Origin of the sequence: Amycolatopsis sp. NPDC024027 (genome assembly GCF_040638975.1) — a bacterium.
Taxonomy (GTDB): domain Bacteria; phylum Actinomycetota; class Actinomycetes; order Mycobacteriales; family Pseudonocardiaceae; genus Amycolatopsis.
In genome coordinates, this window is record NZ_JBEZYY010000020.1 from 112,972 (window position 1) to 135,512 (window position 22,541).

A 22,541-nucleotide genomic window follows, 5' to 3' on the forward strand; every position below is an offset into this window, starting at 1 on the left:
CTTCGGCACGGGCGGCCTTGAGGTCGGTGTTGTCCCGGTCCGCGCGGCGGCGCTGCCGGGCGGCCTCCATGAGTCGGCTTGCGGAAAGCGCAAGCCGACCTCACCCGCCTCGTGTCGTTTGGGGGTGCAACCCCCAAACGCTGCCCGGGGGCGAGCCTCCGGACCCCCGGCGTGGTCATTTGACGTCGACCAGCTCGGCTTCGGCTCGGGTTGAGCGTCGTACGCGCAACTTTCCGTGGGCGGCGAGAATCCCCAGTACGACGAGCAGCGCGCCGGCCGGCTGGTTCCAGCTCACCGGTTCCCCCAGCACGAGCACCCCGAGCAGGACGCCGACCACCGGCGTCAGGTACGTCACCGCCGAGGCGTTGGCCGCGCCCCAGGCGGCGATGATCCGGGTGTTCCAGACATACGCGAGGCCCGTGCCGAAGACGCCGAGCGCCACCACGCTCGCCACCACCGGCAGGCTCAGGTGCACCGGCGTCGCCGCGACCACCGGGGTCAGCAGGCCCAGGATCACCGTCGCCGACGCCGTCTGCCCGAACGCGACGACCACCGGGTCCGTCCCACGAGGTGAGAGGAACCGGCGCAGGTAGACGAAACACGCGCCGTAACACGCCGTCGCGCCGAGGCAGGCGAGCTGGGCCGTCAGCTCGTGCGACACGTCGATCCCGTGCCACACCCCGACGATGGTGAGCACCCCGGCGAATCCGAGCAGCAGGCCGAGCACCCGCGGCGGGGTGAACCGCTCCTCCGGCAGCGCCGCGGCCGCCAGCAGCATCGTGACCAGCGGCGTCGTCGCGTTGAAGATGCTGGCCAAACCGGAGGAAATGTACTGCTCCGCCCACGAGAAGAGCAGGAACGGCACCACGCACAGCAGCACCGACACGGCCACCAGGTGACCCCACAGCACGGGATCGCGGGGGAGTGGCCGCCGGCGCACCACCAGGACGGCCGCCAGCGCCAATGCCCCCAGCGCGACCCGGGCCAGCGCGACCTGGCCGGGGGAGAGGCCGCCGAGACCGACCTTGATGAACAGGAAACTCGCACCCCACACGAGGGCCAGCAGCGCGAACCGCACCGTGACCCCGAACTCCACCCGTCGCATGGCCGCAGTCAAACCGGCGAACCGGTCCCGAAGCCAGTGGTTTTCCGACGCCGTGTTGTGTATAACGACCTATACCATGGGGCAGGAATGGCAGGCAGCGGTCGAGTACGTCGCGGCCCGGGTCGCGGGACCGCCGCTGCCGGAGGGCTTGGACGTCACGATCCACTTCCACCCGGACCGGCTGGTGGGGACGGTGCCGCTGCTGCGGCACTGGCTGACCGACGGGGTCTACCGCTCGCAGTTCGAGACCGGCACGAGCAACGGCGGCCTGACCGCGCACCCCGGCGGGGACCGGTGGCACTGGGAGCACCGGATGTTCGGCGGCGTCTACGACGGGCTGCCGTCGTCGCTCCGGCCGAAGTACGGCTCGCTCGACCACCGCCGCCGCCGGGCCGGTGGCTCGGTGCGGTTCGGTTCGGCGCACTTCCGGCTCAAGCGGGAAGTGCTGGCGCGCACGACGTTCTGCTACCCGGACAGCTTCCGCGAACCGGCGCACTTCGGCACGCGCACGCACATGCCGCTGATCCCGCTCGTCGAGGCGGCCGCCCCCGACGAGCTCGACGACTACATCGAAGCCCACGTCCACGGCCCGCTGCGGCTGGCGGACGACGTCGCGGCCCTGGTGCTGGACCCGTCCTTCCGGGGCACCGACGTCGAAGCGGCGGCCGCGGGCTTCCGGTTCCCGACGTACTGGCACCACGGGTTCCGGCTCCCGGTGGCGGAGCTCGCCGAGCACGCGGACTACCGCGGCGAGGAGGCCGTGCGGGCCGGCGAAGACATCGCCGAGGACGGGTGGCTGGACGCCCGCGTCATCGGCGACGCCGTCCGCGCCGGCCGGCACGATCCCCAGGTGCTCAAGCGCGTGTGGCACTGCACCGCGCGGTTCGGCCTACGCGGGTAGCAGTGCCTCGGCCAGCCGCCGCCAGTGCGGCATGGCCGAGGTCCCCGGCTCGACCCCGATGACCTGGACGCCGACGTGGTCGGCACCCGCGTCGAGGTGCCCGCCCAGCTTCGCGGTGATCGTCTCGAGGTCGCCCCAGAACACGAGGTCGTCGACGAGGCGATCGCTGCCGCGGCCGTCGTCGATGTCCTCTTCGGTGTAGCCGAGCCGCCGGAACTTGGCGACGTTGTACTCCGAGGTGAGGTACAGGCGCAGGTGGGCGCGGGCGACCTCCCGTGCCTTGGCCGGGTCGGTTTCGAAGAGCACGGCGTGCTCGACGCCGAGGAACGCCTCGTCGCCGAGGATCTCCCGCGCCTGGGCCGTGTGTTCCGGGGTCACGTGGTAGGTGTGCGCGCCCGCCGACCGGTCGCGGGCCAGCTCCAGCATCTTCGGGCCGTACGCCGCGAGGATCCGGCGCATCGGGGCGCGCGGTGCGGGGTTGACGTCCTTGCCGGCGTCCAGCGCGTCGAGGTAGTCGTTCATCGCCCGAAGCGGCTTCACGCCGGGCTTTCCGGCGCCGAAGCCGAGGCCCAGCAGGTGGCGGTCCGGGTAGGCGTCCGCCAGCAGCAGGGCCGCGCCGCGGGTCCACTGCGGCTCGCGGGACCAGATCTGCGCGATGCCGTTGACGACGGTGAGGCGTTCGGTGGCCGACAGCAGGAACCCGGCGTGCGTCAGCGCTTCCCGGCCCTCGCTCTCCGGGATCCAGACCGCCGGCCAGCCGAGTTCTTCCAGTTCCCGCACCGAATCCCGGATCAGGCCGGCCGGCTGGTCTTCGAAGTCGAACGTCCAGATCCCGTAGCGGCCGAGCCGCATGTTCTCGATCATACCCATAAATCGAAGTATCGCAGATTTACGATATGAATGGCCGGTGGGGTGGTGAACCCGGTGGATGGTGAGATCAGAGGGAGCGGCCGAGGATGGCGACGAGCTCGGCGATCCGCGCCTCGTCCCGCTTGTAGTGCGTCCACTTGCCGACCCGCGTCGCCCGCACCAGCCCGGCACGCTGCAGTGAAGCCATGTACGCCGACACCGTCGACTGCGCGAGCCCCAGCTTCTCCTGGATGTGGCTCACGCACACCCCGACCTCGACCGGGTCGGCGATCGCCCGGTCCACCGGGAAATGCCGCTCAGGGTCCCGCAGCCACCGCAGCACCCGCAGCCGCACCGGGTTCGCGAGCGCCTTGAAGACGTCGAGCAACTGCTCGACCTCGGCCTCGGATCCGGTGCGCGTCGTCATGGTGTCGCTGCGAGTATATCGGCGTATAACGACCTATACTCGCCGGCGTGACCGAAGAACCCCGGCCCCACGCGCCCATCACCGAAGCCGCCGTCCTGGCCTGGCTGGAGACGACGGCCGCCGCCGTCGAGGCGGGAGAGGTGAGCGCCCAGGAACTCATCGACATGCTCGGCGAGCTGCGCCGCGCGTCCGCGGCCTGCGCCGACGCCTCGGACTGGCTGCTGCTCGCGGCCCGTGAAGGCGGCGCCAGCCTGCGGCAGATCGCCCCCGTCTTCGGCAAGGGCTACGTCCGGGCCCCGGCCGCGCGCCTGGAGAAGCTCCACCGCCAAGCCCAGACCTCGGGGCAGTGGCTGGCCATCCTGCGGCACAAGCAGACCGCGTGAGCGCGCGCGTGGACCGCGTCGCCCTCGGCCTGGCGGCGCTCGGCCGTCCCGCGTACATCAACCTGGGGCGGGACGGGGCGCTGCCGCCGGTGCGGGACGTCGCTTCGATGCGCGCGGCGACCTTCGCGGTGCTGGACGACGCCTACGCCGCGGGCGTCCGGCACGTCGACGTCGCCCGCTCCTACGGGCGCTCCGAGGAGTTCCTCGCCGGCTGGCTCGCCGAGCGCGGGCACACCGGGGTCGAGATCTCCAGCAAGTGGGGCTACGCCTACGTCGGGGAATGGCGGCTCGACGCCGGCGTGCACGAGGTGAAGGAGCACTCGGCGGCGCGGTTCGCCACGCAGTGGGCGGAAACCCTGGCGCTGCTGGGGGATCGGGTCGGGCTGTACCAGGTGCATTCGCTCACCGTGGACAGTCCGCTCTTCACCGACGAGCCGCTGCTCGAAGCACTCGCGGAGCTGTCCGCGAACGGTGTCGCCGTCGGCTTTTCGACCTCCGGGCCGGCCCAGGCGGACGCGATCGAGCGGGCGTTCGCGCTGGAGGTGGCCGGGCGTCCGGTGTTCTCCGCGGTGCAGTCGACGTGGAACGTCCTGGAACCGTCCGCGGGGCCGGCGCTGGCCGCGGCGCACGCGGCCGGGAACCGGGTGCTGATCAAGGAAACCCTGGCCAACGGCCGGCTGGCGGTCGAAGCCCCGGCCGCGGTCCGGGAGATCGCCGCCGCGCACGGGACCGGGCCGGACGCGGTCGCGGTGGCCGCGGTGCTGGCGAACGACTGGGCGGCCCGGGCGGTCATCGGCCCGGCGAGCCCGGCTCAGCTCGCGGCGAACCTGCGGGCGACGGCGCTGGACCTGACCGCCGCGGAACGGGAATCACTGACCGCGCTCGCCGAGGAGCCCGGGGCGTACTGGCGACACCGGTCCTCGTTGGAGTGGGACTGAGCGGCTGCATTACCCTTCGCAGGCACGCCACGGACAACAGGAGGCCGGAGCAGGTGCGTCATCGGCAGGCGATCGCGTTGGCCGCGGTCGCGTTGGTGGGTCTCACGGGCTGCGACGGGCCCGATCCGAACAACCTCGAGACGTACTACGACGATCCGGTCCCGACGTCCTCGGCGGCACCGAAGACGTCGGATGTCCCGGTGAGCCCGGCGAAGGCGACCCCGGCGCAGCCTGATCTCGGTGGCCTCGCGCAGCGGGCGCTGCTTTCCGATGCGGACGTCGCCGAAGAAGGCGTGCAGCCGGGCTCGGGTGAGGCTTCGGGCTGCCTGGCGGACGGGCCGTCGGCGGCCGCCCGGACCGCGACCTGGCGCTATCCCAGCGGGTCGGTGCTGAGCCACCGCGTCGTGGCGTTCCCGGACCGATCGGCCGCCCGGGCCGTCGCGGAAAACGAGTGCGCGGGCAAGACGGTGAGCGTCCCCGTCCAGGCCGGGGTCGAGCGGCAGCAGGCCTGGTGCGACGGCAAGACCTGCACGGTGCTGCTGGCCAAGGGAATGCTCGTGTCCGAGCTGACGGTCTCGGCGAGCACGGAGACCCGGGCGGTGGACGCGGCGAAGCGCCTGCTGCCCGCGATGACCGCGAAGCTCGCCGCTCAGCCGTAGCGGCGGAACCATTCCTGGACGCCTTCGCGGCCGTCGGGGATGAAGGGCAGCTCCGGGGCCGGGTCGTCGACCCAGGCCCGCAGTTCCGCCAGGGTGATCCAGCGGCCTTCGACGATCTCCTCGGCCTGGTGGCGGATCGGGCCGTCCCAGCGGACTTCGAAGGCGAAGTTGTGGCAGCGGTTGCGGCCGTCGTCGTAGACCTTGGTGAACAGGGGCACGGGTTCCACTCCCTGGACACCGAGTTCCTCGGCGAGTTCGCGGCGGGCGCACTCGGCCGGGGTTTCGCCGGCGGCCACCACGCCGCCGGCCCAGCAGTCCCAGGTGGAGGGGAAGACGTCCTTCCCCGGGGTGCGGAGGTGCACGTAGACCGCGTTTCCGTCACCCGAACGGACCAGGACCACGCCGGCGGCGTGCCACAGGCCCTCGCGGCGGAGGCGGGTGCGGACGGTGCTGCCGACCACCCTGCCGGCCTGGTCATAGAGGGCAACGAGTTCGTCACTGCCTGGCATGGGTGCATCGTTCCACTAGGACGACCCCGTAGGGTGGTGACATGCGGCGGATCATGGGAACCGAAGTCGAGTACGGCATCTCCGTGCCGGGCGACGCGACGGCGAACCCGGTACTCACCTCCACCCAGGTCGTGCTGGCCTACGCGGCCGCGGCCGACATCCCGCGCGCCCGGCGGGCGCGGTGGGACTACGAGGTGGAGAGCCCGCTGCGGGACGCGCGCGGGTTCGACCTGACCGGCCCGGGCGGCCCGGGGCACGACCCGGACGTCGAGGACCTGGGGGCGGCGAACGTCATCCTCACCAACGGGGCGCGGCTGTACGTCGACCACGCGCACCCGGAGTATTCGGCGCCCGAGGTGACGAACGCGCGCGACGCGGTCATCTGGGACAAGGCCGGCGAGCGGGTGATGGAAGAGGCGGCGATGAAGGCCGCCTCCGTGCCCGGTCAGCCGCAGCTGCAGCTGTACAAGAACAACGTCGACGGCAAGGGCGCGAGCTACGGCACGCACGAGAACTACCTGTGCGCGCGGTCGACGCCGTTCACCGCGATCATCGCCGGGCTGACCCCGTTCTTCGTGTCGCGGCAGGTGGTGACCGGCTCGGGCCGGCTCGGGATCGGCCAGCAGAGTGAAGAGGCCGGGTTCCAGCTCTCCCAGCGCGCGGACTACATCGAGGTCGAGGTCGGCCTGGAGACCACGCTCAAGCGCGGGATCATCAACACCCGCGACGAGCCGCACGCGGACGCGGACAAGTACCGGCGGCTGCACGTCATCATCGGCGACGCGAACATGTCGGAGTACTCGACGTACCTCAAGGTCGGGACGACGGCGCTGGTGCTGGACCTGATCGAGTCGGGCATCCGGTTCGACGACCTGAAGCTCGACGAGCCGGTCAAGGCGGTGCACCAGATCAGCCACGACCCGACGCTGAAGACGCAGGTCGCGCTGGCCAACGGCAAGAAGTACACCGGGCTGGACCTGCAGTTCGCCTACCACGAGATCGCCTCGCAGAACCTGGAGCGCACCGGCGCCGACCAGTCCTCGAAGGAGGTCCTGCGGGTCTGGGGCGAGATCCTGGACGCCCTGGCGCGCGACCCGCAGGAGTGCGCGGACCGGCTGGACTGGCCGGCGAAGCTGCGGCTGCTGGAGGGCTACCGCCAGCGGGACAACCTGGCCTGGGGCGCGCCGCGGCTGCGGCTGGTCGACCTGCAGTATTCGGACGTGCGGCTGGCGAAGGGCCTGTACAACCGGCTCGTCACCCGCGGCTCGATGAAGCGGCTGGTCTCGGAGGAGGAGGTGCTGGCCGCGGTGACCACGCCTCCGTCGGACACGCGGGCCTACTTCCGCGGCCGGGCGCTGGAGAAGTACGCGACGTCGATCGCGGCGGCTTCGTGGGATTCGGTCATCTTCGACGTGGGCAAGGAGTCGCTGGTGCGGATCCCCACCCTGGAGCCGCTGCGGGGGACGAAGGCGCACGTCGGCAAGTTGCTGGACAACGCGGCGACGGCGGAGGAGCTCGTGGAGGCGCTCACCGGTTCGGACTAGGCGGGACGCACCAGCGATCGCGGCGTGACCCCGAATGTCGGGGCCGCTGGGTAGGCTAGGAAACATCAGCCACACCGGGAGGCGAGATGGCCCAGGAAAAGATCGAAAAGCACGGCGGTGGTGACTCCGACGAGGAGTTCGACGACACCGGCGCGGCGGGTCAGGAGCGGCGCGAGAAGCTCGGCGAGGACGTGGACACCATCCTCGACGAGATCGACGACGTGCTCGAAGAGAACGCCGAGGACTTCGTCCGGGCCTACGTGCAGAAGGGCGGCGAATAGCCGCTCGGGCGCACTGCGCCCTTGCCGACCGTTCAGCCGGCCGGCCGGGGTTCCGCGTGGCCTCCTGCGCGCGCGGGGCTCCGGCCCGCACAGATGGGATTTTTGAGCACGTATGGACAACACCAGGGGCATCTCGGGTCCCGCGCTGCCTGCGGCGTACTTCTCCTCGGCGACGTCGTCGTTTTCGGACTTCCTGCGCGTGCAGGCGCCCGAGCTGCTGCCCGAGCGGCGCGTGGCGCCGGGCGTGGCCGAGCTGGGCATCCCGCACGGGACGACGATCGTCGCGTGCACGTTCGCGGGCGGTGTGCTGATCGCGGGTGACCGGCGGGCGACGTCGGGCAACCTGATCGCGAGCCGCGACATCGAAAAGGTGCACGTCACCGACGAGTATTCGGCGGTCGGCATCGCGGGCACGGCGGGGCTGGCCGTGGAGATGGTGCGGCTGTACGCGGTCGAGCTGGCGCACTACGAAAAGATCGAGGGCGTTTCGCTGTCGCTGGACGGCAAGACGAACAAGCTGGCCGGGATGGTCAAGGCGAACCTCGAGATGGCGATGGCCGGGCTGGCGGCGATCCCGCTGTTCGTGGGGTACGACCTGGAGGCCGAGGACGCCAAGCACGCCGGGCGGATCGTGTCGTACGACGCCGCGGGCGGGCGCTACGAGGAGAACGGCGGGTACGCCGGGATCGGCTCGGGTTCGCTGTTCGCGAAATCCGCGCTGAAGAAGCTGCACGACCCGGACGCCGACGTCGAAGGCGCGATCCGCGTCGCGGTGGAGGCCCTGTACGACGCGGCGGACGACGACACCGCATCGGGCGGCCCGGACCTGGTCCGGCGGATCTTCCCGAGCGTCGTGACGATCACCGCGGAGCGCGGCGCCGTGCAGCTGCCCGAGTCCGAGACCGCGGCGGTCGCGGAGGCCGTGGTGGCGGGGCGGATCGAGCGCCAGCAGCGCCGGCTCGCCTGACTCCGGAGCTGAACCAGTGAACGTTGGAACACCGAAAGACCTGGAGCGCACACCGTGACGATGCCGTTGTATGCCTCTCCCGAGCAGCTGATGCGGGAGCGTTCCGAGCTGGCGCGCAAGGGCATCGCGCGCGGCCGGAGCGTGGTGGTGCTGAAGTATTCGGGTGGCGTGCTGTTCGTGGCGGAGAACCCGTCGGCGACGCTGCACAAGGTCTCCGAGATCTACGACCGCATCGGGTTCGCCGCGGTCGGGCGCTACAGCGAGTTCGAGAACCTGCGCGTGGCGGGCATCCGGCACGCGGACCTGAAGGGCTACCAGTACGACCGCCGTGACGTGAGCGCGCGAGCGCTGGCGAACGCGTACGCGGCGACGCTGGGCAGCATCTTCACCGAGCAGCTCAAGCCGTTCGAGGTCGAGGTCTGCGTGGCGGAGGTCGCGGCGAGCGCGGCGGAGGACCAGCTGTACCGGCTGACCTACGACGGCTCGATCTTCGACGAGCCGCAGTACATCGTGATGGGCGGCCAGAACGAGAAGATCGCGGCCAAGCTGAAGGAGACGTTCGAGGACGGCCTGGACCTGCAGGCGGCCCTGGGCGTGGCGGTGGCGGCCCTGCGGACGCCGACCCAGCCGGCCCCATCGACGTCATCGGCGGGCTCGTCGGCTTCATCGGCAAACGCATCGGCGAACGGCAACGGCGAGGCGGACCCGATCAAGCTGGAGGTGGCGGTCCTGGACCGCGACCGCCCCCGCCGCTCGTTCCGCCGCCTGACGGGCGCGGCACTGGACACCCTCCTGCCGGTCCCGGACCCGAAGGGCGAGGAGCCGGAGGCCAAGCCCGAAGGCGAGTGAGTTCGAAACGCAGACGAAAGAAGCGGGGCGTGGCCAGGCGGCCACGCCCCGCTTCGTTTCGGCGGCGAGGGCCATGCCCCAGCCGAGGAACAGCGCGAAAAGCTCACGGCCAACACCGCCCTCGGCCACACCCCCCCTGCCGACCGATACGCAGCCGCCTCAGCGGCCGTTAGGCCGTGTCAAGGCACGCTTTCCCGCCTTGACACGGTCTGACGGCCGTTGAACAATTCGGCGTTCGGGTCGGCGGGAAGAATCCGGCAGGGCTAACTCCGGCAGGGCTGACCCCAGCAGGGCTAACCCCGGCAGAGCAACCCCCGGCAGAAGGCTCCCCGGCAACCGCCCTCAGGACGTAGCCGGAGAAGTCCGAAAATTCTGATCGGCAAACGCGAGCAGATAAGGCAACGTAGCCCGAGCGGTATGCCAGGTGTGGTTGAACCCCCGCTCAGCATGCACAACCGCGTCCTGCCCCCGACCATGCAGAGCATCAGCGATCCGCCGAGCCGTCGAGACGTCGGTCGGCGCACCGGTGCCGACCGCGAGCATCACCGAAATCGGCGCCGGGAACTTCATCGTCGGCAGGTACCGGCGGGGCGTGTTGGCCGCGATGGCCGCCCGGTTGCCGTCGAGGATGCCGACCGAGTCGTTGAGGTCGTCGTAGGGCAGGGCGATCACCAGGGTGGCGAACTCGTCGACGTGGTGGAGGCCGATGTTGAGCGCGCCGAAGCCGCCGCCGGACATGCCGCCCAGCGCCCGGTGGGTGCGGTCGGCGAGCGTGCGGTAGCGCTGGTCGACCGCCGGGACCACGGTGCCGGCCAGGTAGCTCTCCAGCTGCGGGCCGCCGGGCACGTTCAGGCACTCCCAGTCGGTGCTGGGGTTGCCGGCGGTCAGGTCGACGCTGACCACGATCATCGGCGCGATGACGTTGGCCTGCTGGAGGGCCAGGAGCGAGCCGGGGGCGTCGCCGGAGGTGAGCCAGTCGCGGGGGCCGCCGAAGGGGTAGCCGTGGATCAGGTAGACGACCGGGTAGCGGCGGGCGGGGTCGCTGTCGTACCCGGGCGGGAGGATGACGTAGTTGCTGCCCGACGGGATCCCGTGGGCGGGGTCGGGGAGGTTGACGACGTCGATCCGCTGCCCGGCGGCCGCCGCGCCCGCGCCGGGGTGCGGCGCGGGCGACGACGAATCCGACGAGGAATCCGGAGACGAGCCCGACGACGGCTCGGGGGCCTCCTTGCCGTCGTCGAGCAGGCGGCCGGCGAGGTTGACGACGCCGGGGCCGCGCTGGAGGAGCCGGGCCAGGTCGTCGGAGGTGCGGACGTACCCGACGTAGCTGTTGACGGCGGTGACCGACGCCAGCAGCAGGAGCACGCCGAAGGCGGTGAACCCCCAGCGCCGGACGCGGCGGCGGTACCACAGCGCGACCACGACGGCGAGGACGGCGACGGCGGCCGAGGCCAAGCCGAGCCAGATGAGCGGTGACTCGAGCGGGCCCAGGTCGCGGGCGCGGGCGGTGACGTCACCCGGCAGCACCGGGTCGCTCGCGGCCCGGTGCACGACGCTCGCCAGGCCCTGCCCGTCCATCGATTCCCCGCCCGTCCCCTGGCCGCGGGCAGGAGGGCCCGCAACTCGATCACGAAGCTAGCGGGGACTCCCTGTGGGTTCGTTGAGAGAAGGTAAAGCAACCTCACAGCCGGTAGAGCGTCAGCGCACTGGGCCGCGACCGGAAGCGGAACCGGTTGCCGAGCGGGCCGACCTCGCCGTCGGTGGCGACGCGGCGGTTGCCGTCGAGCAGTTCGACGTCCAGTTCGGGCAGGTCCAGCTCCTGGTAGACGTGGCTGGCGGCGAGGCTGCGGGTGATCATCGCGAGCAGGAACCGGGCCCGCGAGTAGGGCAGGTCGGCGCGCAGGTAGCGGATGTCCAGCAGGCCGGTGTCGAGCGCCGGGCGCCGGCTCGGGGCGAACCCTTTCGGCGCGTACGTGCCGTTGCCGACGAACAGCAGCCAGACCTGCGTCCGCTTGCCGTTGAGCCGGACGGTCAGCGGCTTGGCGTGCCGCAGCGTCCTGGCCAGCGCGATCGCCGCCGAAGGCCACTTCGGGTGCTTTTCCTGCAGCTTCTCCCGCAGCCGCACCATCTCCGGGTAGCCGCCGAGACTGGCGGTGTTGACGAACCAGCGGTGGTCCGGCTCGCCGGCGCCGTCGATCTCGACTTCGCCCAGGTCGACACGAACCGCGTTGCCGACCTCGGTCGCCGCGTCGGCGTCGGGCATGGAGCTGACGCCGACGTCGCGGGCGAAGTGGTTGAGCGTCCCCGCCGGGACCAGCGCGAGCGGCAGGTCGCGTTCGGCGGCGACCGAGGCCACCGCCGCGACGGTGCCGTCCCCGCCCGCGACGGCCAGCGCGCGGACCGTGCCGCGGGCGTCGATCTCGGCTTCGAGCTGGGCGCGCAGGCCCCGCTCGGGGTCCGGGTAGAGGAGCGTGGCCTTGGGCCAGGCGAACTTGACGTCCTCGGTCGGGTCCTGGCCCGCCACGCCGGAGTTCGGGTTGACGACGGCGAGCATGTCCTCGCCGTCGACCATCTCGGGCGCGTCGGCGTGGTGGGCCGTGCGGCCCGGGACGTCGTCGTGCAGCGGCCACCAGTGCCGGGTGGCCAGTCCCACGCCGACACCGATGCCCAGGCCGACACCGACGTCGGAAGGCCAGTGCACGCCGGTGTGGACCCGTGAGTAGGCCACGGCCAGCGCCAGCGGCGCCACCACGAGCCCGGCCCGCGGCGACTCCATCGCCACCGCCGTCGCGAACGCGGCCGCGGACGCGGAGTGGCCGGAGGGGAAGGAGGAGGACGTGGGCCGTTTCCGCAGGCGGCGGCGCATCGGCGTCTCTTCTTCGGCCGGGCGCCGGCGGGGGAAGAGCGGCTTGCCGATCAGGTTGGCCGCGGCGCTGGCCCCGGCGATCGCCACGACCCCGCGCAGCGCGCCCCGGCGGGTCGCCCCCTGGCGGGTGGCCAGCATTGCGGCGACCCCCCACCACAGGCGCGATTTGTTCGCCGATCTCGACAGCGTCATGAGCGCGTCGTCGACCTTCGAGGCGGGGAGCGCGGCACTGCGACGCATCAGGGCGCGGTCGGTCCGGCCGACCCGCCGGAAGGCCCGGATGAGCTGGTGTGACAAGGAGTCCGCCTTCCGCACGTCGTCAAGAGCTGTGCTCCAATCGTGCCTGATTCGGGGAGATTTCACCGTCTGTGGCGTACTGGGGGCGTGTCGACGCCCGAACGGCGCACCGTCGACGGGGGTGCAGCGCCTACTCTGGTGGAATGCAGCGGCGGATCTTTGGCATCGAGACCGAGTTCGGGGTCACGTGCACCTTCCACGGACAGCGCAGGCTCTCGCCCGACGAGGTGGCGCGCTACCTGTTCAGGCGGGTCGTGTCGTGGGGACGCTCCTCCAACGTGTTCCTGTCGAACGGCTCGCGGCTCTACCTCGACGTCGGCTCGCACCCCGAGTACGCGACGGCCGAATGTGACGATCTGGTCCAGCTCGTCACGCACGACAAGGCCGGGGAGCGGATCCTCGAGGACCTGCTGGTCGACGCCGAACGGCGGCTCGCCGACGAAGGCATCGGCGGCGACATCTTCCTGTTCAAGAACAACACCGACTCGGCGGGCAACTCCTACGGTTGTCACGAGAACTACCTGGTGACCCGGGCGGGGGAGTTCTCCCGGATCGCGGACGTGCTGCTCCCGTTCCTGGTGACCCGCCAGCTCATCTGCGGCGCCGGCAAGGTGCTGCAGACCCCGCGGGGCGCGGTCTACTGCCTGTCCCAGCGTGCGGAGCACATCTGGGAGGGCGTTTCCAGCGCCACGACCCGCTCGCGGCCGATCATCAACACCCGTGACGAGCCGCACGCCGACGCCGAGCGCTACCGGCGCCTGCACGTCATCGTGGGCGACTCGAACATGGCCGAGCCGACGACCATGCTCAAGGTCGGCTCGGCGAACCTGGTGCTCGAGATGATCGAGGCCGGCGTCCAGTTCCGCGACTTCACCCTGGACAACCCCATCCGGGCCATCCGCGAGATCAGCCACGACCTCACCGGCCGCCGCCAGGTGCGGCTGGCCGGCGGGCGCGAGGCCTCGGCGCTGGACATCCAGCGCGAGTACTACGCCCGCGCGGTCCAGCACATCAAGGACAACGGCACGACCGCGGCGAACGAGCGCGTCATCGAGCTGTGGGGCCGGGCGCTGGACGCGGTCGAGCAGCAGGACTTCGGCAAGATCGACACCGAGATCGACTGGGCGATCAAGCACCGGCTGGTCGAGCGCTACCGGCACAAGCACGACCTGGACCTGTCCAGCCCGCGCATCGCCCAGCTCGACCTCGCCTACCACGACATCCGCCGGGGCCGGGGCATCTTCGACCTGCTCCAGCGCAAGGGCCTGGTCCGCCGGGTCACCGACGACGGCGAGATCGAAGCCGCCAAGGACACCCCGCCCCAGACGACCCGCGCGAAGCTGCGCGGCGACTTCATCGCCGCCGCCCAGGCCGCGGGCCGCGACTTCACCGTCGACTGGGTGCACCTGAAGCTGAACGACCAGGCCCAGCGCACGGTCCTGTGCAAGGACCCGTTCCGTTCGGTCGACGAGCGGGTGGAACGCCTGATCAGCTCCCTCTAGCCGGTACCGCCGATGGGGACGTCCACGCCGGGCGTCCCCATCGGCGTTCCCGACTAAAGTCGCGTGACGGGTGCGGCAGGATCGCCGCATGCGTGTCGTGCTGATCGTGCTCGCCCTGCTGGTTTCGCTCGCGGTTCCGGCGTCGGCGGGGGAGCACCCGCCGAAGTGGGAGCCGACGCCGACCGGCGTCACCGCCCAGTTCCGCGGCCTGGCCGCGGTCAGCGCCCGGGTCGCCTGGGTCAGCGGTACGCAGGGCACCGTCCTGCGCACGGTCGACGGCGGCCGCACCTGGGCGTCGGCCGGGCCGCCCGGGACCGGGGCGCTCCAGTTCCGCGACATCGAGGCCTTCGACGCCGACCACGCCGTGGTCCTCTCCATCGGGCCGGGGACCGACTCCCGCGTCTACCGGACCGACGACGGCGGCGCGCACTGGCGCCAGACGTTCCAGAACACCGACGCGGCGGCGTTCTACGACTGCCTCGCCTTCTTCGACCCGTGGCGTGGCCTGGCGATGAGCGACCCCGTCGACGGCCGGTTCCGGGTGCAGGCCACCTTCGACGGCGGCCGCAGCTGGCGTCAGGTGCCCGACAGCGGCTTCCCGCCCGCCCTGCCCGGGGAGGCCGGGTTCGCGGCCAGCGGCCAGTGCGTCACGACGGCCGGGCCGTTCGACGCCTGGCTCGCCACCGGCGGCGGCGCGACCGCCCGCGTCCTGCACTCCGGTGACGGCGGCCGGCACTGGACGGCGTCGGACACGCCGTTGCCGAGCAGCTCGTCGGCGGGCGTGTTCGCCCTGGCCTTCCGCTCGCCGTCCCAGGGCCTCGCGATCGGTGGCGACTTCGCGAACCCGGGCGCGCCCGGCCCGGCCGTCGCGCTGACCCGGGACCGCGGCCGCACCTGGACGACCCCGCCCCAGTACCCCGCCGGCTACCGCTCGGGCCTGGCCTGGCGCGGCGGGACGGTGCTGGCGGTCGGTCCCGGCGGCAGCGACTACAGCCCCGACGGCGGCCGGCACTGGACGTCGTTCGACACGGGCAGCTTCGACAGCGTCGACTGCGCCGGGGCGGCCTGCTGGGCCAGCGGCGCCGGAGGCCGCGTCGCCCGGCTTCGCTAGAGCACCTGGCCGGTCGGCCGGACCATGATCTCGTTGACGTCGACCGTGGGCGGCTGCTGGAGGGCGTAGAGGACCGCGCGGGCGATGTCGTCCGCGGCCAGTTTCGGCTTCTTGCGCTGTTCGTCGGTGAGGATGTCGGTGTCGGTGATGCCCGGGTTGATCAGCGTGACCCGGACCCCGGTGCCGACGGCCTCCTCGCGGATGGCTCCGGCCATCCCGGTCACGGCCCACTTCGTGGCGGAGTAGAGGCTCGCGTTGCGGATGTAGCGGCCGGCGACCGAGCCGGTGATCAGCAGGTGGCCTGCGGTTTCCCGAAGTGCAGGCAGCGCGGCGCGGGCGGTGTAGGCAGCGCCGAGGACGTTGGTGCGGACCATCTCCTCCCACGCCCGCGGGTCGGGGTCGTCGGTGCCGAAGAACGACGTCCCGACGCCGATGCCGGCGTTGGCGAAGGCGGCGTCGAGCCGGCCGAACCGTTCGGCGGTTTCGGCGACGGCCCCGGAGATGCTCGGCCAGTCCGCCACGTCGGCGGCGAGGGCGATGGCCCGGTCGTCGCCGAGTTCGGCGGCCAGGGACGTGACGGACTCGGCCTTGCGGGCGACGAGGGCGACCTTGAAGCCCGAGGCAGCGGCCAGGCGCGCGGTCGCGGCGCCGAGGCCGCGCGAGGCGCCGGTGACGAGGAGAACGCGATCATCCATGTGCTCCAGGTTATGGGAGCCCGGCCGGGTTCTCACGGCACCAGGACGAGCCGGCCGCGCAGCCCGCCCGCGGCCAGCCGTTCGTGCGCGGCCGCGGCCTCGGTCAGCGGCAGGGTGCCGGCGACGCGCAGGGGGAGCGTGCCGTTCTCCGCCAGGCTGGCCAGCTCGGCGAGGCGTTCGCCGTCCGCGCGGATCCAGACGGTGCGGACGCGGATCCCGCGCAGGGGGATCGGGGCGGCGCCCGCGGCGAAGGCCACGAACTCGCCGCCGCCGCGGACCGCGTCGAGGGCGTCCAAGCCGAGCAGGGCCGTGTCGAGTGCGGCGTCCACCCCGCCCGGGACCACCGCGCGCACCCGGTCGCCCAGCGACGGCCCGCGCGGCACGAACTCGTCGGCGCCGAAGGCCCGCACCGGCGCTTCGTCGGCTTCGGCGGCCACGGCGACGACCCGCAGCTTCCGCGCGTGCGCCAGCGCGACGGCATACCCGCCGACAGCTCCGGCCGCCCCCGTGACCAGGACCGTGCCGGTGGTTTCGACCAGGTCCAGTGCCTGCGCCGCGGTCAGGGCGTTCAGCGGCAGGGTCGCGGCTTCGAGCGGCGAAACACCCACCGGAGCCGGCGCGACCGCCGACGCGTCCAGGACGATCCGCTCGGCGTAGGCGCCGAGCGGCGTGGCGATCCGGTCGCGCAGGCCGATCACCGCCTCGCCCACCCGGAACCCGGTGTCCCCGGCGTCGTCGATCGACCCGGCGACGTCCCACCCCAGCCCGAGCACCTCCCGCGCCGGAATCACCCCGGCCGCACTCAGCACCCCGCTCCTGGTCGCCAGGTCCACCGGGTTCACCGCGGCCGCCGCCACCTGGATCCGCACCTGCCCCGGACCCGGCTCGGGCACGGGTACCTCGGCGAACTCCAGCACCTCCGGCCCCCCGAACCGCCGGACCACCACCGCACGCATCGCCTGCTCCTCTCGATCGGGCACCTTCCCTCACGAACGTATGGGGAGCTACTCTCCGATGGGAAGTACGCACCCGCAGGTTCCCTGCTCACCAGGAGGTTCGCCCGGTGCCCACGCGCACGGCGGAACAGCGGCGGCAAGCCGAAAAAGCCGCCTACGACGCCTATCTGGCGGCGTGCCCCACCCGGAAGCTGCTCGACGAGATCGCCGGCAAGTGGGTCAGCCTGATCCTGGTCGCGCTCGGTGACGGCCCGCAGCGCTACAGCGACCTTTCGCGGCGCATCGCCGGGGTCAGCCAGAAGATGCTCACCCAGACCCTGCGGGTACTCGAACGGGACGGTCTCGTCCGCCGCGAAGTGACGCCGGCGGTGCCCGTCCGCGTCGACTATTCCCTTACGCCACTGGGGGAATCGTTGCGCGCGCTGATGGCCGGGTTCAAGGCGTGGGCCGAGGCCAACTTCGAAGCCGTCGACGCCGCCCGGACCGATTACGACGCGCGTACCCCGGACCTCACGATCGGGCCGGGCGGCGCGGGCTAGGCTCTACCGGGTGTCCACCGCCCGCGCCGAACGACTGGTCAACCTGGTACTGGCCCTGTTGTCCACCCGGCAGTACCTCACTGCCGAAAAGATCCGCGGCATCGTGCCCGGCTACGGCGACGCGGCCAGCGACGAGGCCTACTTCCGGACGTTCGAACGGGACAAGACCGAGCTGCGCGAGCTCGGCATCCCCCTGGAGACCGGCCGCAACTCCGCGTTCGACGCGATCGAGGGCTACCGCATCGCCCGCCGCGACTACGAACTCGGCGAAATCGACCTCGCGCCCGACGAAGCCGCCGCGGTCGCGCTGGCGTCCCGGCTGTGGGACTCCCCGGAGCTGACCGGCCAGGCGCAGGGTGCGCTCGTGAAGCTGCGCGCCGCCGGCCTGGAGGTCGACGACCAGGCGCCCACCGTGGTCGAGCCGCGCGTGCGCGCCGAACCGGCGTTCGGGCCGCTGCTGGCCGCGGTCCAGAACGGCCAGGCCGTCCGCTTCGAGTACCGCCGCAGCGGCTCCCCGGAGCGGATCATGCGCACCCTGGAACCGTGGGGCGTGGTGTCGTGGCGGGCCCGCTGGTACGTCGTCGGGCACGACCGCGACCGCGGCGCCACCCGCTGCTTCCGGCTCTCCCGCGTCACCGGGCAGGTCCGCCCGGTCGGCAAGCCCGGCGAGGTCCGGCGCCCCGAGGGCGTCAACCTGCTCAAGCTCGTCACGGCCACCGGCGACAGCGAACCGGCCCCGGTCACCACCGCCCGGCTCTGGGTCGCCGACGGTCGAGCGGCCGGCGTCCGCCGCCGCGGCACCGTGGTCGGCCGCGCCACCGTCGACGGCGAAGAGGGCGACCTCGTGGAGATCGGGCTGCTGTACCCGGAATCGGCCGCCGACTGGATCAGCGCGCAGGGCCCGGACGTCGTCGTGTACGAACCCGACGTGCTGGCCAAGAGCGTCCAGGACCGGCTGGAAGCCGTCGTCGCCCGGCAGGTGAGCGCCCGGTGAGCGGGTCCACCGACCGGATGCCGAGACTGCTCGCCCTCGTGCCGTACCTGCTGGCACGCCCGGGCATCCGCATCGACGAGGCCGCGCACGACTTCGACGTCTCGCCGAAGCAGCTGCGCAAGGACCTCGAGCTGCTGTGGATGTGCGGGCTGCCCGGCTACGGCCCCGGCGACCTGATCGACCTGTCCTTCGAGGGTGACACGATCATCGTCACCCACGACGCCGGGATGAGCCGCCCGCTGCGGCTCACCGGCGGCGAGGCGACCGCGCTGCTGGTGGCCCTGCGGGCGCTGGCCGAGACGCCGGGCGTGGTCGACGGCGACGCCGTCCGCCGCTCCATCGCCAAGATCGAGGCCGCCGCCGGGCAGGCCCAGCCGGCCGGCGTGATCGTCGGCGGGGGAGTCCGCGAAGGCAAGAAGACCGCCCGGACCCGCGAGGAGGTCGCCCGCGCGCTGCAGGGCGGGCGGGCGCTGCGGATCCGCTACTACACCGCCTCGAAGGACCAGATCACCGAGCGCACGGTCGACCCGATGCGGCTGCTGATCGTCCAGGCGGTGGGCTACCTCGAGGCCTGGTGTCGCCGCGCCGAGGACGTCCGGTTGTTCCGGCTCGACCGGATCGACGAGCTGGCGGTCCTCGACGAGCCGGCGCGCCCGCCCGCGCACGCCCACCCCACCGACATCTCCGAGGGTGTCTTTCGTGAGCGTCCCGACCAGCGGGAGGCCGTCCTGGTCCTCGACCCGGACGCACGCTGGGTAGCCGAGTACTACCCGTGCGAGGAGCTCGACGAGCTCGACGGTGGCCGGCTGCGGATCCGGATGCGCTACGCCGACCAGTCGTGGATGGTGCGCCTGGTGCTGGGTCTGGGCGGGGAAGCGCTGGTGGAGAGCCCGGCCGACCTCGCGTCCGACGTCGGCCGCCGGGCCGCCGACGCGGTGGCCCGAGCCCGTCACCTTCCGTCAACCTGCGACCACTAGGCTGATCGCGTGCCGTACCTGCCCGCCGCCGTGCTCATCCTGATCGGTCTCGCCGGCCTCGTGGTCCTGCTGGTGCGGACCGTCAAGGTCTTGCGTGCCTTCCGGCAAACCACAAGCATGGTGGTTACGAACACCCAGGACCGGGCCGGGCTCGTCCGGGCCCGGTCGGCGGGACTGCGCGTCGCGTTCGCGCGGCGCCGCCGCAAAGCGGAAAACCAGTAACATCCCTACCAGACGCAGATAGGAGGCCACCATGCTGAACGGATTGCAGCCGTGGCATTTGATCATCTTGGTGCTCGTCGTCGTGCTGTTGTTCGGGGCCAAGAGGCTTCCCGACGCGGCCCGGTCCATCGGCAAGTCCATGAAGATCTTCAAGGCCGAGACCAAGGACCTCACCGGCGACAAGGCCGCGGCGCACGAAGACGCCGAGCCCGTCGAGACGAAGCAGATCCCGGCCACGCCCGCCGCACCCGCTTCGACCGACCAGCAGGTCGCCGACCTGCAGCGGCAGCTCGACGAGCTGAAGAAGCAGCAGGCGGCCGAGCAGCCGCAGAAGAACGTCAGCTGAGCGGCTCCGGCCACACCCGGTCCCCGGTCCACGGAGCGCGCCGCACCCGGCGCGCTCCGGCGGACTCCGACGAGAACGGAACAACCCGTGGCGGAATCCGCCTCCGGAAACGGTGAAGGCCGCAGTTCCAAGCGGCGCAAGCGCAGCCGTCGCACCAACCCCGACGGCACGATGACGCTCATCGAGCACATCTACGAGTTCCGCCGCCGGCTCGGCTTCGCGCTGCTCGCCGTCGTCATCGGCGGCATCTTCGGGTTCATCTGGTTCGGGACCAACATCGGCCCGATCCCGTCGCTGGGCGACCTCGTCAAGGACCCGTACTGCGCCATCCCGCCGCAGCGCCGGCTCGACAGCGCCGAGGGATGCCGGCTGCTGCAGACCGTGCCGTTCGAGGCCTTCATGACGCAGCTGAAGGTCGGGATCGCCGCCGGCGCCGTGCTCCTCTCGCCGGCTTGGCTGTACCAGCTCTGGGCGTTCATCGCGCCCGGCCTGTACAGCAAGGAGCGCAAGTACGCCCTGACGTTCGTCGGGTTCGCGTCGGTGCTGTTCGCCACCGGTGCCGTGCTCGCCTACATCCTCTTCCCGCACGCCCTGCAGCTGCTCATGGGCTTCGGGCAGGACGCGTTCGTCACCGCGCTCACCGCGGACAAGTACATCTCGTTCCTGCTGTCGCTGCTGATCATCTTCGGAATCAGCTTCGAGCTGCCGCTGCTGGTGGTGATGCTCAACCGCGTCGGCATCGTCAAGTACGTGCAGCTGAAGAAGTGGCGCCGCGGCATCGTGTTCGCGTTGTTCGTCTTCGCGGCCTTCGCCACCCCCGGCTCGGACCCGTTCTCCATGCTCGGCCTCGCCGGCGCGCTCACCGTGCTGTTCGAGATCGCCGTCCAGATGGCGCGCTTCCACGACCGCAAGCTCGAAAAGACCCGTGGCGACGAAGGCTGGGACAAGCTCGCCGACGACGAAGCCGCGCCGTTCGACTACACGCCGAGCACCGTCGACGACGAGCCGTCCACCCCGACCGCGTCCGGCGGCCGCTCGAGCACCGACGACGTCACCTAGTGGGGATCCACGCCGCGCTCGCCGTGCACCCGGCGTCGGGGCACGGCGCGGCCGCCCGGCTCGCCGACACCGTCGCCGGGCGGCTGCGCACCGCCGTGGACCGCCTCGACGTCCTGGTCGCCAACTCGGTGGAAGAGTCCCGCGCGCTGATGCGGTCCTCCCACGCCGCCGGGCTGGACGTCCTGATCGTGCTCGGCGGGGACGGCGCCGCCCACCAGGGCGTCCAGTTCTGCGCGAACCACGACGTCGCGCTCGGCCTGGTCCCGGCGGGCACCGGCAACGACTTCGCCCGTGCCCTCGGCATCCCCGGCGAGCCGCTCCCGGCGGTCGACGCACTGGTCGCGGCCCTGCGCTCGGGCGCCCGGCGGCGGATCGACCTCGGCCGCGTGGGCGACACCTGGTTCGCGACGGTGCTGTGCGCGGGGTTCGACGCGAGCGTCAACGAACGCGCGAACCGGATGCGCTGGCCGTCCGGGCCGCGCCGCTACGACGTCGCGATCCTGGCCGAACTGGCGGCGTTCCGCTCCCGCCCGGTGGTCGTCGACACCGGCACCGGGCGGCTCGAACTCGACGCGACGCTCGTGGCGATCGGCAACACCCGCTTCTACGGCGGTGGCGTCCCGATCTGCCCGACGGCCGACCCCGAGGACGGCGTCTTCGACGTCACGATCATCGGCCACGCCACCCGCCGCGGCCTGATCCGCCTGCTCCCGGGCCTGCGCACGGGCAAACACCTGACCCACCCGGCCGTCCGCACGCTGCGCGCCCGCTCGGTGACCCTGGCGGGCAACACGTGGCCCGCCTACGCAGACGGCGAACCGCAGGGCACGGTCCCGGTGACGGCCAGCTGCGTGCCGGGCGCCCTCACGGTGCTGGCCTAACGGTCGTAGCCGCCCGCCCGCGCCACCAGGTGCCGGAAGTGGGCCGGGGTCAGCAGTCGTGCCGCCTCCGCGAAGTAGACGCCGCCGCAGCGGTGGCAGAACCAGCCCTGCTCCCACACCTGCTGGGCCGCCGGCACGCCTTTCCGCTGCTTCCGGTGCGCCCGGACGCGTCGGGAGTAGAGCCAGATCAGCACGCCCACGGCCAGGTACACCCCGAACGCCGGCAGCGAGAGCACCGCGTAACCCAGCGCTTTCGCGACCGTCCCGCCCGGCGGCGGGTCGTCGGAAGCCGAAAACGGAAGCAGCAGGAAGCAGCTCCCGGCCAGCGCAAGCACGATCATCGCCACCAGCAGGCCGCCGCTGCGGCGCGGCGGGGGAAAGGGGTCGAGCGAGCGGGCGACCGCGGTGACCGAGACCCCGCTGACCTGACTGCTCGTGTAAACGACGCCGTCACCGGCGGGCACGGCGACCGTCGGGCCCTGGCCGCGGTAGAAGGAGTGCCCGCCGTGGTAGACCGCCGGCACGTGCTGCACCCGGTCCAGCTGCCCGCAGCCCGGACACGGTTCGATCATCAGGACCTCCTTCCGCCGCTCCGACGCACCCGCCCGTGATCCGGTTCCCGTGCCCGATCCCGGTGTATAACGACCTGTACCGCGGGGCGGGCCACGCAATAGGTCACGTGGC

Annotated in this window: 26 protein-coding genes; 17 read left to right on the plus strand and 9 right to left on the minus strand. The window is 72.0% G+C overall.

Translation table 11 applies throughout. The annotated features are described in order from the left end of the window. Positions 1 to 175 precede the first annotated feature (175 nt). Positions 176 to 1,105 (minus strand): DMT family transporter, encoded by a 930-nt coding sequence (locus AB0F52_RS37865; protein WP_360181424.1) that lies wholly within the window; start codon positions 1,103 to 1,105, stop codon positions 176 to 178. Between the two features lie 76 nt (positions 1,106 to 1,181). Here AB0F52_RS37865 and AB0F52_RS37870 point away from each other — a divergent pair, with 76 nt between their 5' ends. Continuing rightward, complete coding sequence (locus AB0F52_RS37870) at positions 1,182 to 2,006, plus strand: DUF3626 domain-containing protein (RefSeq protein WP_360181427.1); 825 nt, start codon at positions 1,182 to 1,184, stop codon at positions 2,004 to 2,006. On the opposite strand, the gene AB0F52_RS37875 is transcribed toward AB0F52_RS37870, so the two are convergent. Together AB0F52_RS37875 and AB0F52_RS37880 are read right to left on the minus strand one after the other, a co-directional pair. Continuing rightward, a complete protein-coding gene (locus AB0F52_RS37875; protein WP_360181707.1) occupies positions 1,995 to 2,858 on the minus strand; it encodes a TIGR03620 family F420-dependent LLM class oxidoreductase in 864 nt (287 codons plus the stop codon). The genes AB0F52_RS37870 and AB0F52_RS37875 overlap by 12 nt on opposite strands. A gap of 85 nt (positions 2,859 to 2,943) precedes the next feature. Next, positions 2,944 to 3,282, minus strand: coding sequence for a metalloregulator ArsR/SmtB family transcription factor (locus tag AB0F52_RS37880; RefSeq protein WP_360181430.1), 339 nt, complete (start codon positions 3,280 to 3,282; stop codon positions 2,944 to 2,946). Between the two features lie 47 nt (positions 3,283 to 3,329). On the opposite strand from AB0F52_RS37880, the gene AB0F52_RS37885 reads away from it, so the two are divergent. Genes AB0F52_RS37885 through AB0F52_RS37895 form a run of 3 tightly spaced genes read left to right on the plus strand, consistent with a single transcriptional unit; the run spans position 3,330 to position 5,262 of the window. Beyond that, the gene (locus tag AB0F52_RS37885) at positions 3,330 to 3,665 is read left to right on the plus strand and encodes a hypothetical protein (RefSeq protein WP_103342682.1); all 336 of its coding nucleotides are present in this window, start codon (positions 3,330 to 3,332) and stop codon (positions 3,663 to 3,665) included. Then, the gene (locus AB0F52_RS37890) at positions 3,662 to 4,603 is read left to right on the plus strand and encodes an aldo/keto reductase (RefSeq protein WP_360181433.1); all 942 of its coding nucleotides are present in this window, start codon (positions 3,662 to 3,664) and stop codon (positions 4,601 to 4,603) included. Before AB0F52_RS37885 ends, AB0F52_RS37890 begins: the two co-directional genes overlap by 4 nt. A 53-nt stretch (positions 4,604 to 4,656) precedes the next feature. Further along, on the plus strand, positions 4,657 to 5,262 hold the full coding sequence (locus AB0F52_RS37895; RefSeq protein WP_360181436.1) for a hypothetical protein: 606 nt from the start codon (positions 4,657 to 4,659) through the stop codon (positions 5,260 to 5,262). Here AB0F52_RS37895 and AB0F52_RS37900 read toward each other — a convergent pair. Then, positions 5,253 to 5,771, minus strand: a complete 519-nt coding sequence (locus tag AB0F52_RS37900) for an NUDIX domain-containing protein (protein ID WP_360181439.1) — start codon at positions 5,769 to 5,771, stop codon at positions 5,253 to 5,255. The two genes, AB0F52_RS37895 and AB0F52_RS37900, sit on opposite strands and share 10 nt — an antisense overlap. A gap of 41 nt (positions 5,772 to 5,812) precedes the next feature. On the opposite strand from AB0F52_RS37900, the gene dop reads away from it, so the two are divergent. From dop to prcA, 4 genes are all read left to right on the plus strand, one after another. Then, positions 5,813 to 7,315 carry a depupylase/deamidase Dop gene (gene dop, locus AB0F52_RS37905; RefSeq protein ID WP_360181441.1) on the plus strand — a complete coding sequence of 501 codons (1,503 nt, stop codon included), beginning with the start codon at positions 5,813 to 5,815 and terminating at the stop codon, positions 7,313 to 7,315. A gap of 86 nt (positions 7,316 to 7,401) precedes the next feature. After that, the gene (locus tag AB0F52_RS37910; RefSeq protein ID WP_013226725.1) at positions 7,402 to 7,596 is read left to right on the plus strand and encodes a ubiquitin-like protein Pup; all 195 of its coding nucleotides are present in this window, start codon (positions 7,402 to 7,404) and stop codon (positions 7,594 to 7,596) included. A 112-nt stretch (positions 7,597 to 7,708) separates the two neighbouring features. Beyond that, positions 7,709 to 8,563: a proteasome subunit beta gene (prcB, locus tag AB0F52_RS37915; protein ID WP_103342686.1), complete on the plus strand. Its 855-nt coding sequence runs from the start codon at positions 7,709 to 7,711 to the stop codon at positions 8,561 to 8,563. Positions 8,564 to 8,617: 54 nt separating this feature from the next. Next, positions 8,618 to 9,412, plus strand: a complete 795-nt coding sequence (prcA, locus tag AB0F52_RS37920) for a proteasome subunit alpha (RefSeq protein ID WP_360181446.1) — start codon at positions 8,618 to 8,620, stop codon at positions 9,410 to 9,412. A gap of 342 nt (positions 9,413 to 9,754) precedes the next feature. On the opposite strand, the gene AB0F52_RS37925 is transcribed toward prcA, so the two are convergent. Further along, positions 9,755 to 10,990: an alpha/beta hydrolase-fold protein gene (locus AB0F52_RS37925; RefSeq protein ID WP_360181449.1), complete on the minus strand. Its 1,236-nt coding sequence runs from the start codon at positions 10,988 to 10,990 to the stop codon at positions 9,755 to 9,757. 103 nt (positions 10,991 to 11,093) lie between these two features. After that, positions 11,094 to 12,575 carry a phosphatase PAP2 family protein gene (locus tag AB0F52_RS37930; RefSeq protein WP_360181452.1) on the minus strand — a complete coding sequence of 494 codons (1,482 nt, stop codon included), beginning with the start codon at positions 12,573 to 12,575 and terminating at the stop codon, positions 11,094 to 11,096. Positions 12,576 to 12,718: 143 nt separating this feature from the next. Here AB0F52_RS37930 and pafA point away from each other — a divergent pair, with 143 nt between their 5' ends. Together pafA and AB0F52_RS37940 are read left to right on the plus strand one after the other, a co-directional pair. After that, positions 12,719 to 14,077, plus strand: a complete 1,359-nt coding sequence (gene pafA / locus AB0F52_RS37935; RefSeq protein WP_103342689.1) for a Pup--protein ligase — start codon at positions 12,719 to 12,721, stop codon at positions 14,075 to 14,077. Positions 14,078 to 14,165: 88 nt separating this feature from the next. Continuing rightward, entirely contained in the window at positions 14,166 to 15,188 is a 1,023-nt protein-coding gene (locus AB0F52_RS37940; protein WP_360181455.1) for an oxidoreductase, read from the plus strand. Here the strand turns inward: AB0F52_RS37940 and AB0F52_RS37945 are convergent. Together AB0F52_RS37945 and AB0F52_RS37950 are read right to left on the minus strand one after the other, a co-directional pair. Beyond that, positions 15,185 to 15,883: an SDR family oxidoreductase gene (locus AB0F52_RS37945; RefSeq protein WP_360181458.1), complete on the minus strand. Its 699-nt coding sequence runs from the start codon at positions 15,881 to 15,883 to the stop codon at positions 15,185 to 15,187. The two genes, AB0F52_RS37940 and AB0F52_RS37945, sit on opposite strands and share 4 nt — an antisense overlap. Positions 15,884 to 15,915: 32 nt before the next feature. Further along, positions 15,916 to 16,839: an NADP-dependent oxidoreductase gene (locus tag AB0F52_RS37950; RefSeq protein WP_360181461.1), complete on the minus strand. Its 924-nt coding sequence runs from the start codon at positions 16,837 to 16,839 to the stop codon at positions 15,916 to 15,918. Positions 16,840 to 16,946: 107 nt separating this feature from the next. On the opposite strand from AB0F52_RS37950, the gene AB0F52_RS37955 reads away from it, so the two are divergent. The 7 genes from AB0F52_RS37955 to AB0F52_RS37985 all read left to right on the plus strand — a co-directional run bounded on the left by AB0F52_RS37955 (position 16,947) and on the right by AB0F52_RS37985 (position 21,857). After that, positions 16,947 to 17,378 carry a helix-turn-helix domain-containing protein gene (locus tag AB0F52_RS37955; protein ID WP_003065074.1) on the plus strand — a complete coding sequence of 144 codons (432 nt, stop codon included), beginning with the start codon at positions 16,947 to 16,949 and terminating at the stop codon, positions 17,376 to 17,378. Positions 17,379 to 17,388: 10 nt separating this feature from the next. Next, a complete protein-coding gene (locus AB0F52_RS37960; protein ID WP_360181464.1) occupies positions 17,389 to 18,372 on the plus strand; it encodes a WYL domain-containing protein in 984 nt (327 codons plus the stop codon). Continuing rightward, positions 18,369 to 19,349, plus strand: coding sequence for a WYL domain-containing protein (locus AB0F52_RS37965; RefSeq protein WP_360181467.1), 981 nt, complete (start codon positions 18,369 to 18,371; stop codon positions 19,347 to 19,349). The genes AB0F52_RS37960 and AB0F52_RS37965 overlap by 4 nt, the downstream gene beginning before the upstream one ends. A gap of 9 nt (positions 19,350 to 19,358) precedes the next feature. Further along, positions 19,359 to 19,571 (plus strand): bacteriophage holin, encoded by a 213-nt coding sequence (locus AB0F52_RS37970; RefSeq protein ID WP_360181470.1) that lies wholly within the window; start codon positions 19,359 to 19,361, stop codon positions 19,569 to 19,571. A gap of 31 nt (positions 19,572 to 19,602) precedes the next feature. Beyond that, positions 19,603 to 19,917: a Sec-independent protein translocase subunit TatA gene (tatA, locus tag AB0F52_RS37975; protein WP_103342696.1), complete on the plus strand. Its 315-nt coding sequence runs from the start codon at positions 19,603 to 19,605 to the stop codon at positions 19,915 to 19,917. Positions 19,918 to 20,004: 87 nt separating this feature from the next. Next, the gene (gene tatC / locus AB0F52_RS37980; protein ID WP_360181473.1) at positions 20,005 to 20,976 is read left to right on the plus strand and encodes a twin-arginine translocase subunit TatC; all 972 of its coding nucleotides are present in this window, start codon (positions 20,005 to 20,007) and stop codon (positions 20,974 to 20,976) included. Then, on the plus strand, positions 20,976 to 21,857 hold the full coding sequence (locus AB0F52_RS37985; protein WP_360181476.1) for a YegS/Rv2252/BmrU family lipid kinase: 882 nt from the start codon (positions 20,976 to 20,978) through the stop codon (positions 21,855 to 21,857). The genes tatC and AB0F52_RS37985 overlap by 1 nt, the downstream gene beginning before the upstream one ends. Here the strand turns inward: AB0F52_RS37985 and AB0F52_RS37990 are convergent. Next, on the minus strand, positions 21,854 to 22,429 hold the full coding sequence (locus AB0F52_RS37990) for a hypothetical protein (protein ID WP_360181479.1): 576 nt from the start codon (positions 22,427 to 22,429) through the stop codon (positions 21,854 to 21,856). The genes AB0F52_RS37985 and AB0F52_RS37990 overlap by 4 nt on opposite strands. Between the last annotated feature and the right edge of the window lie 112 nt (positions 22,430 to 22,541).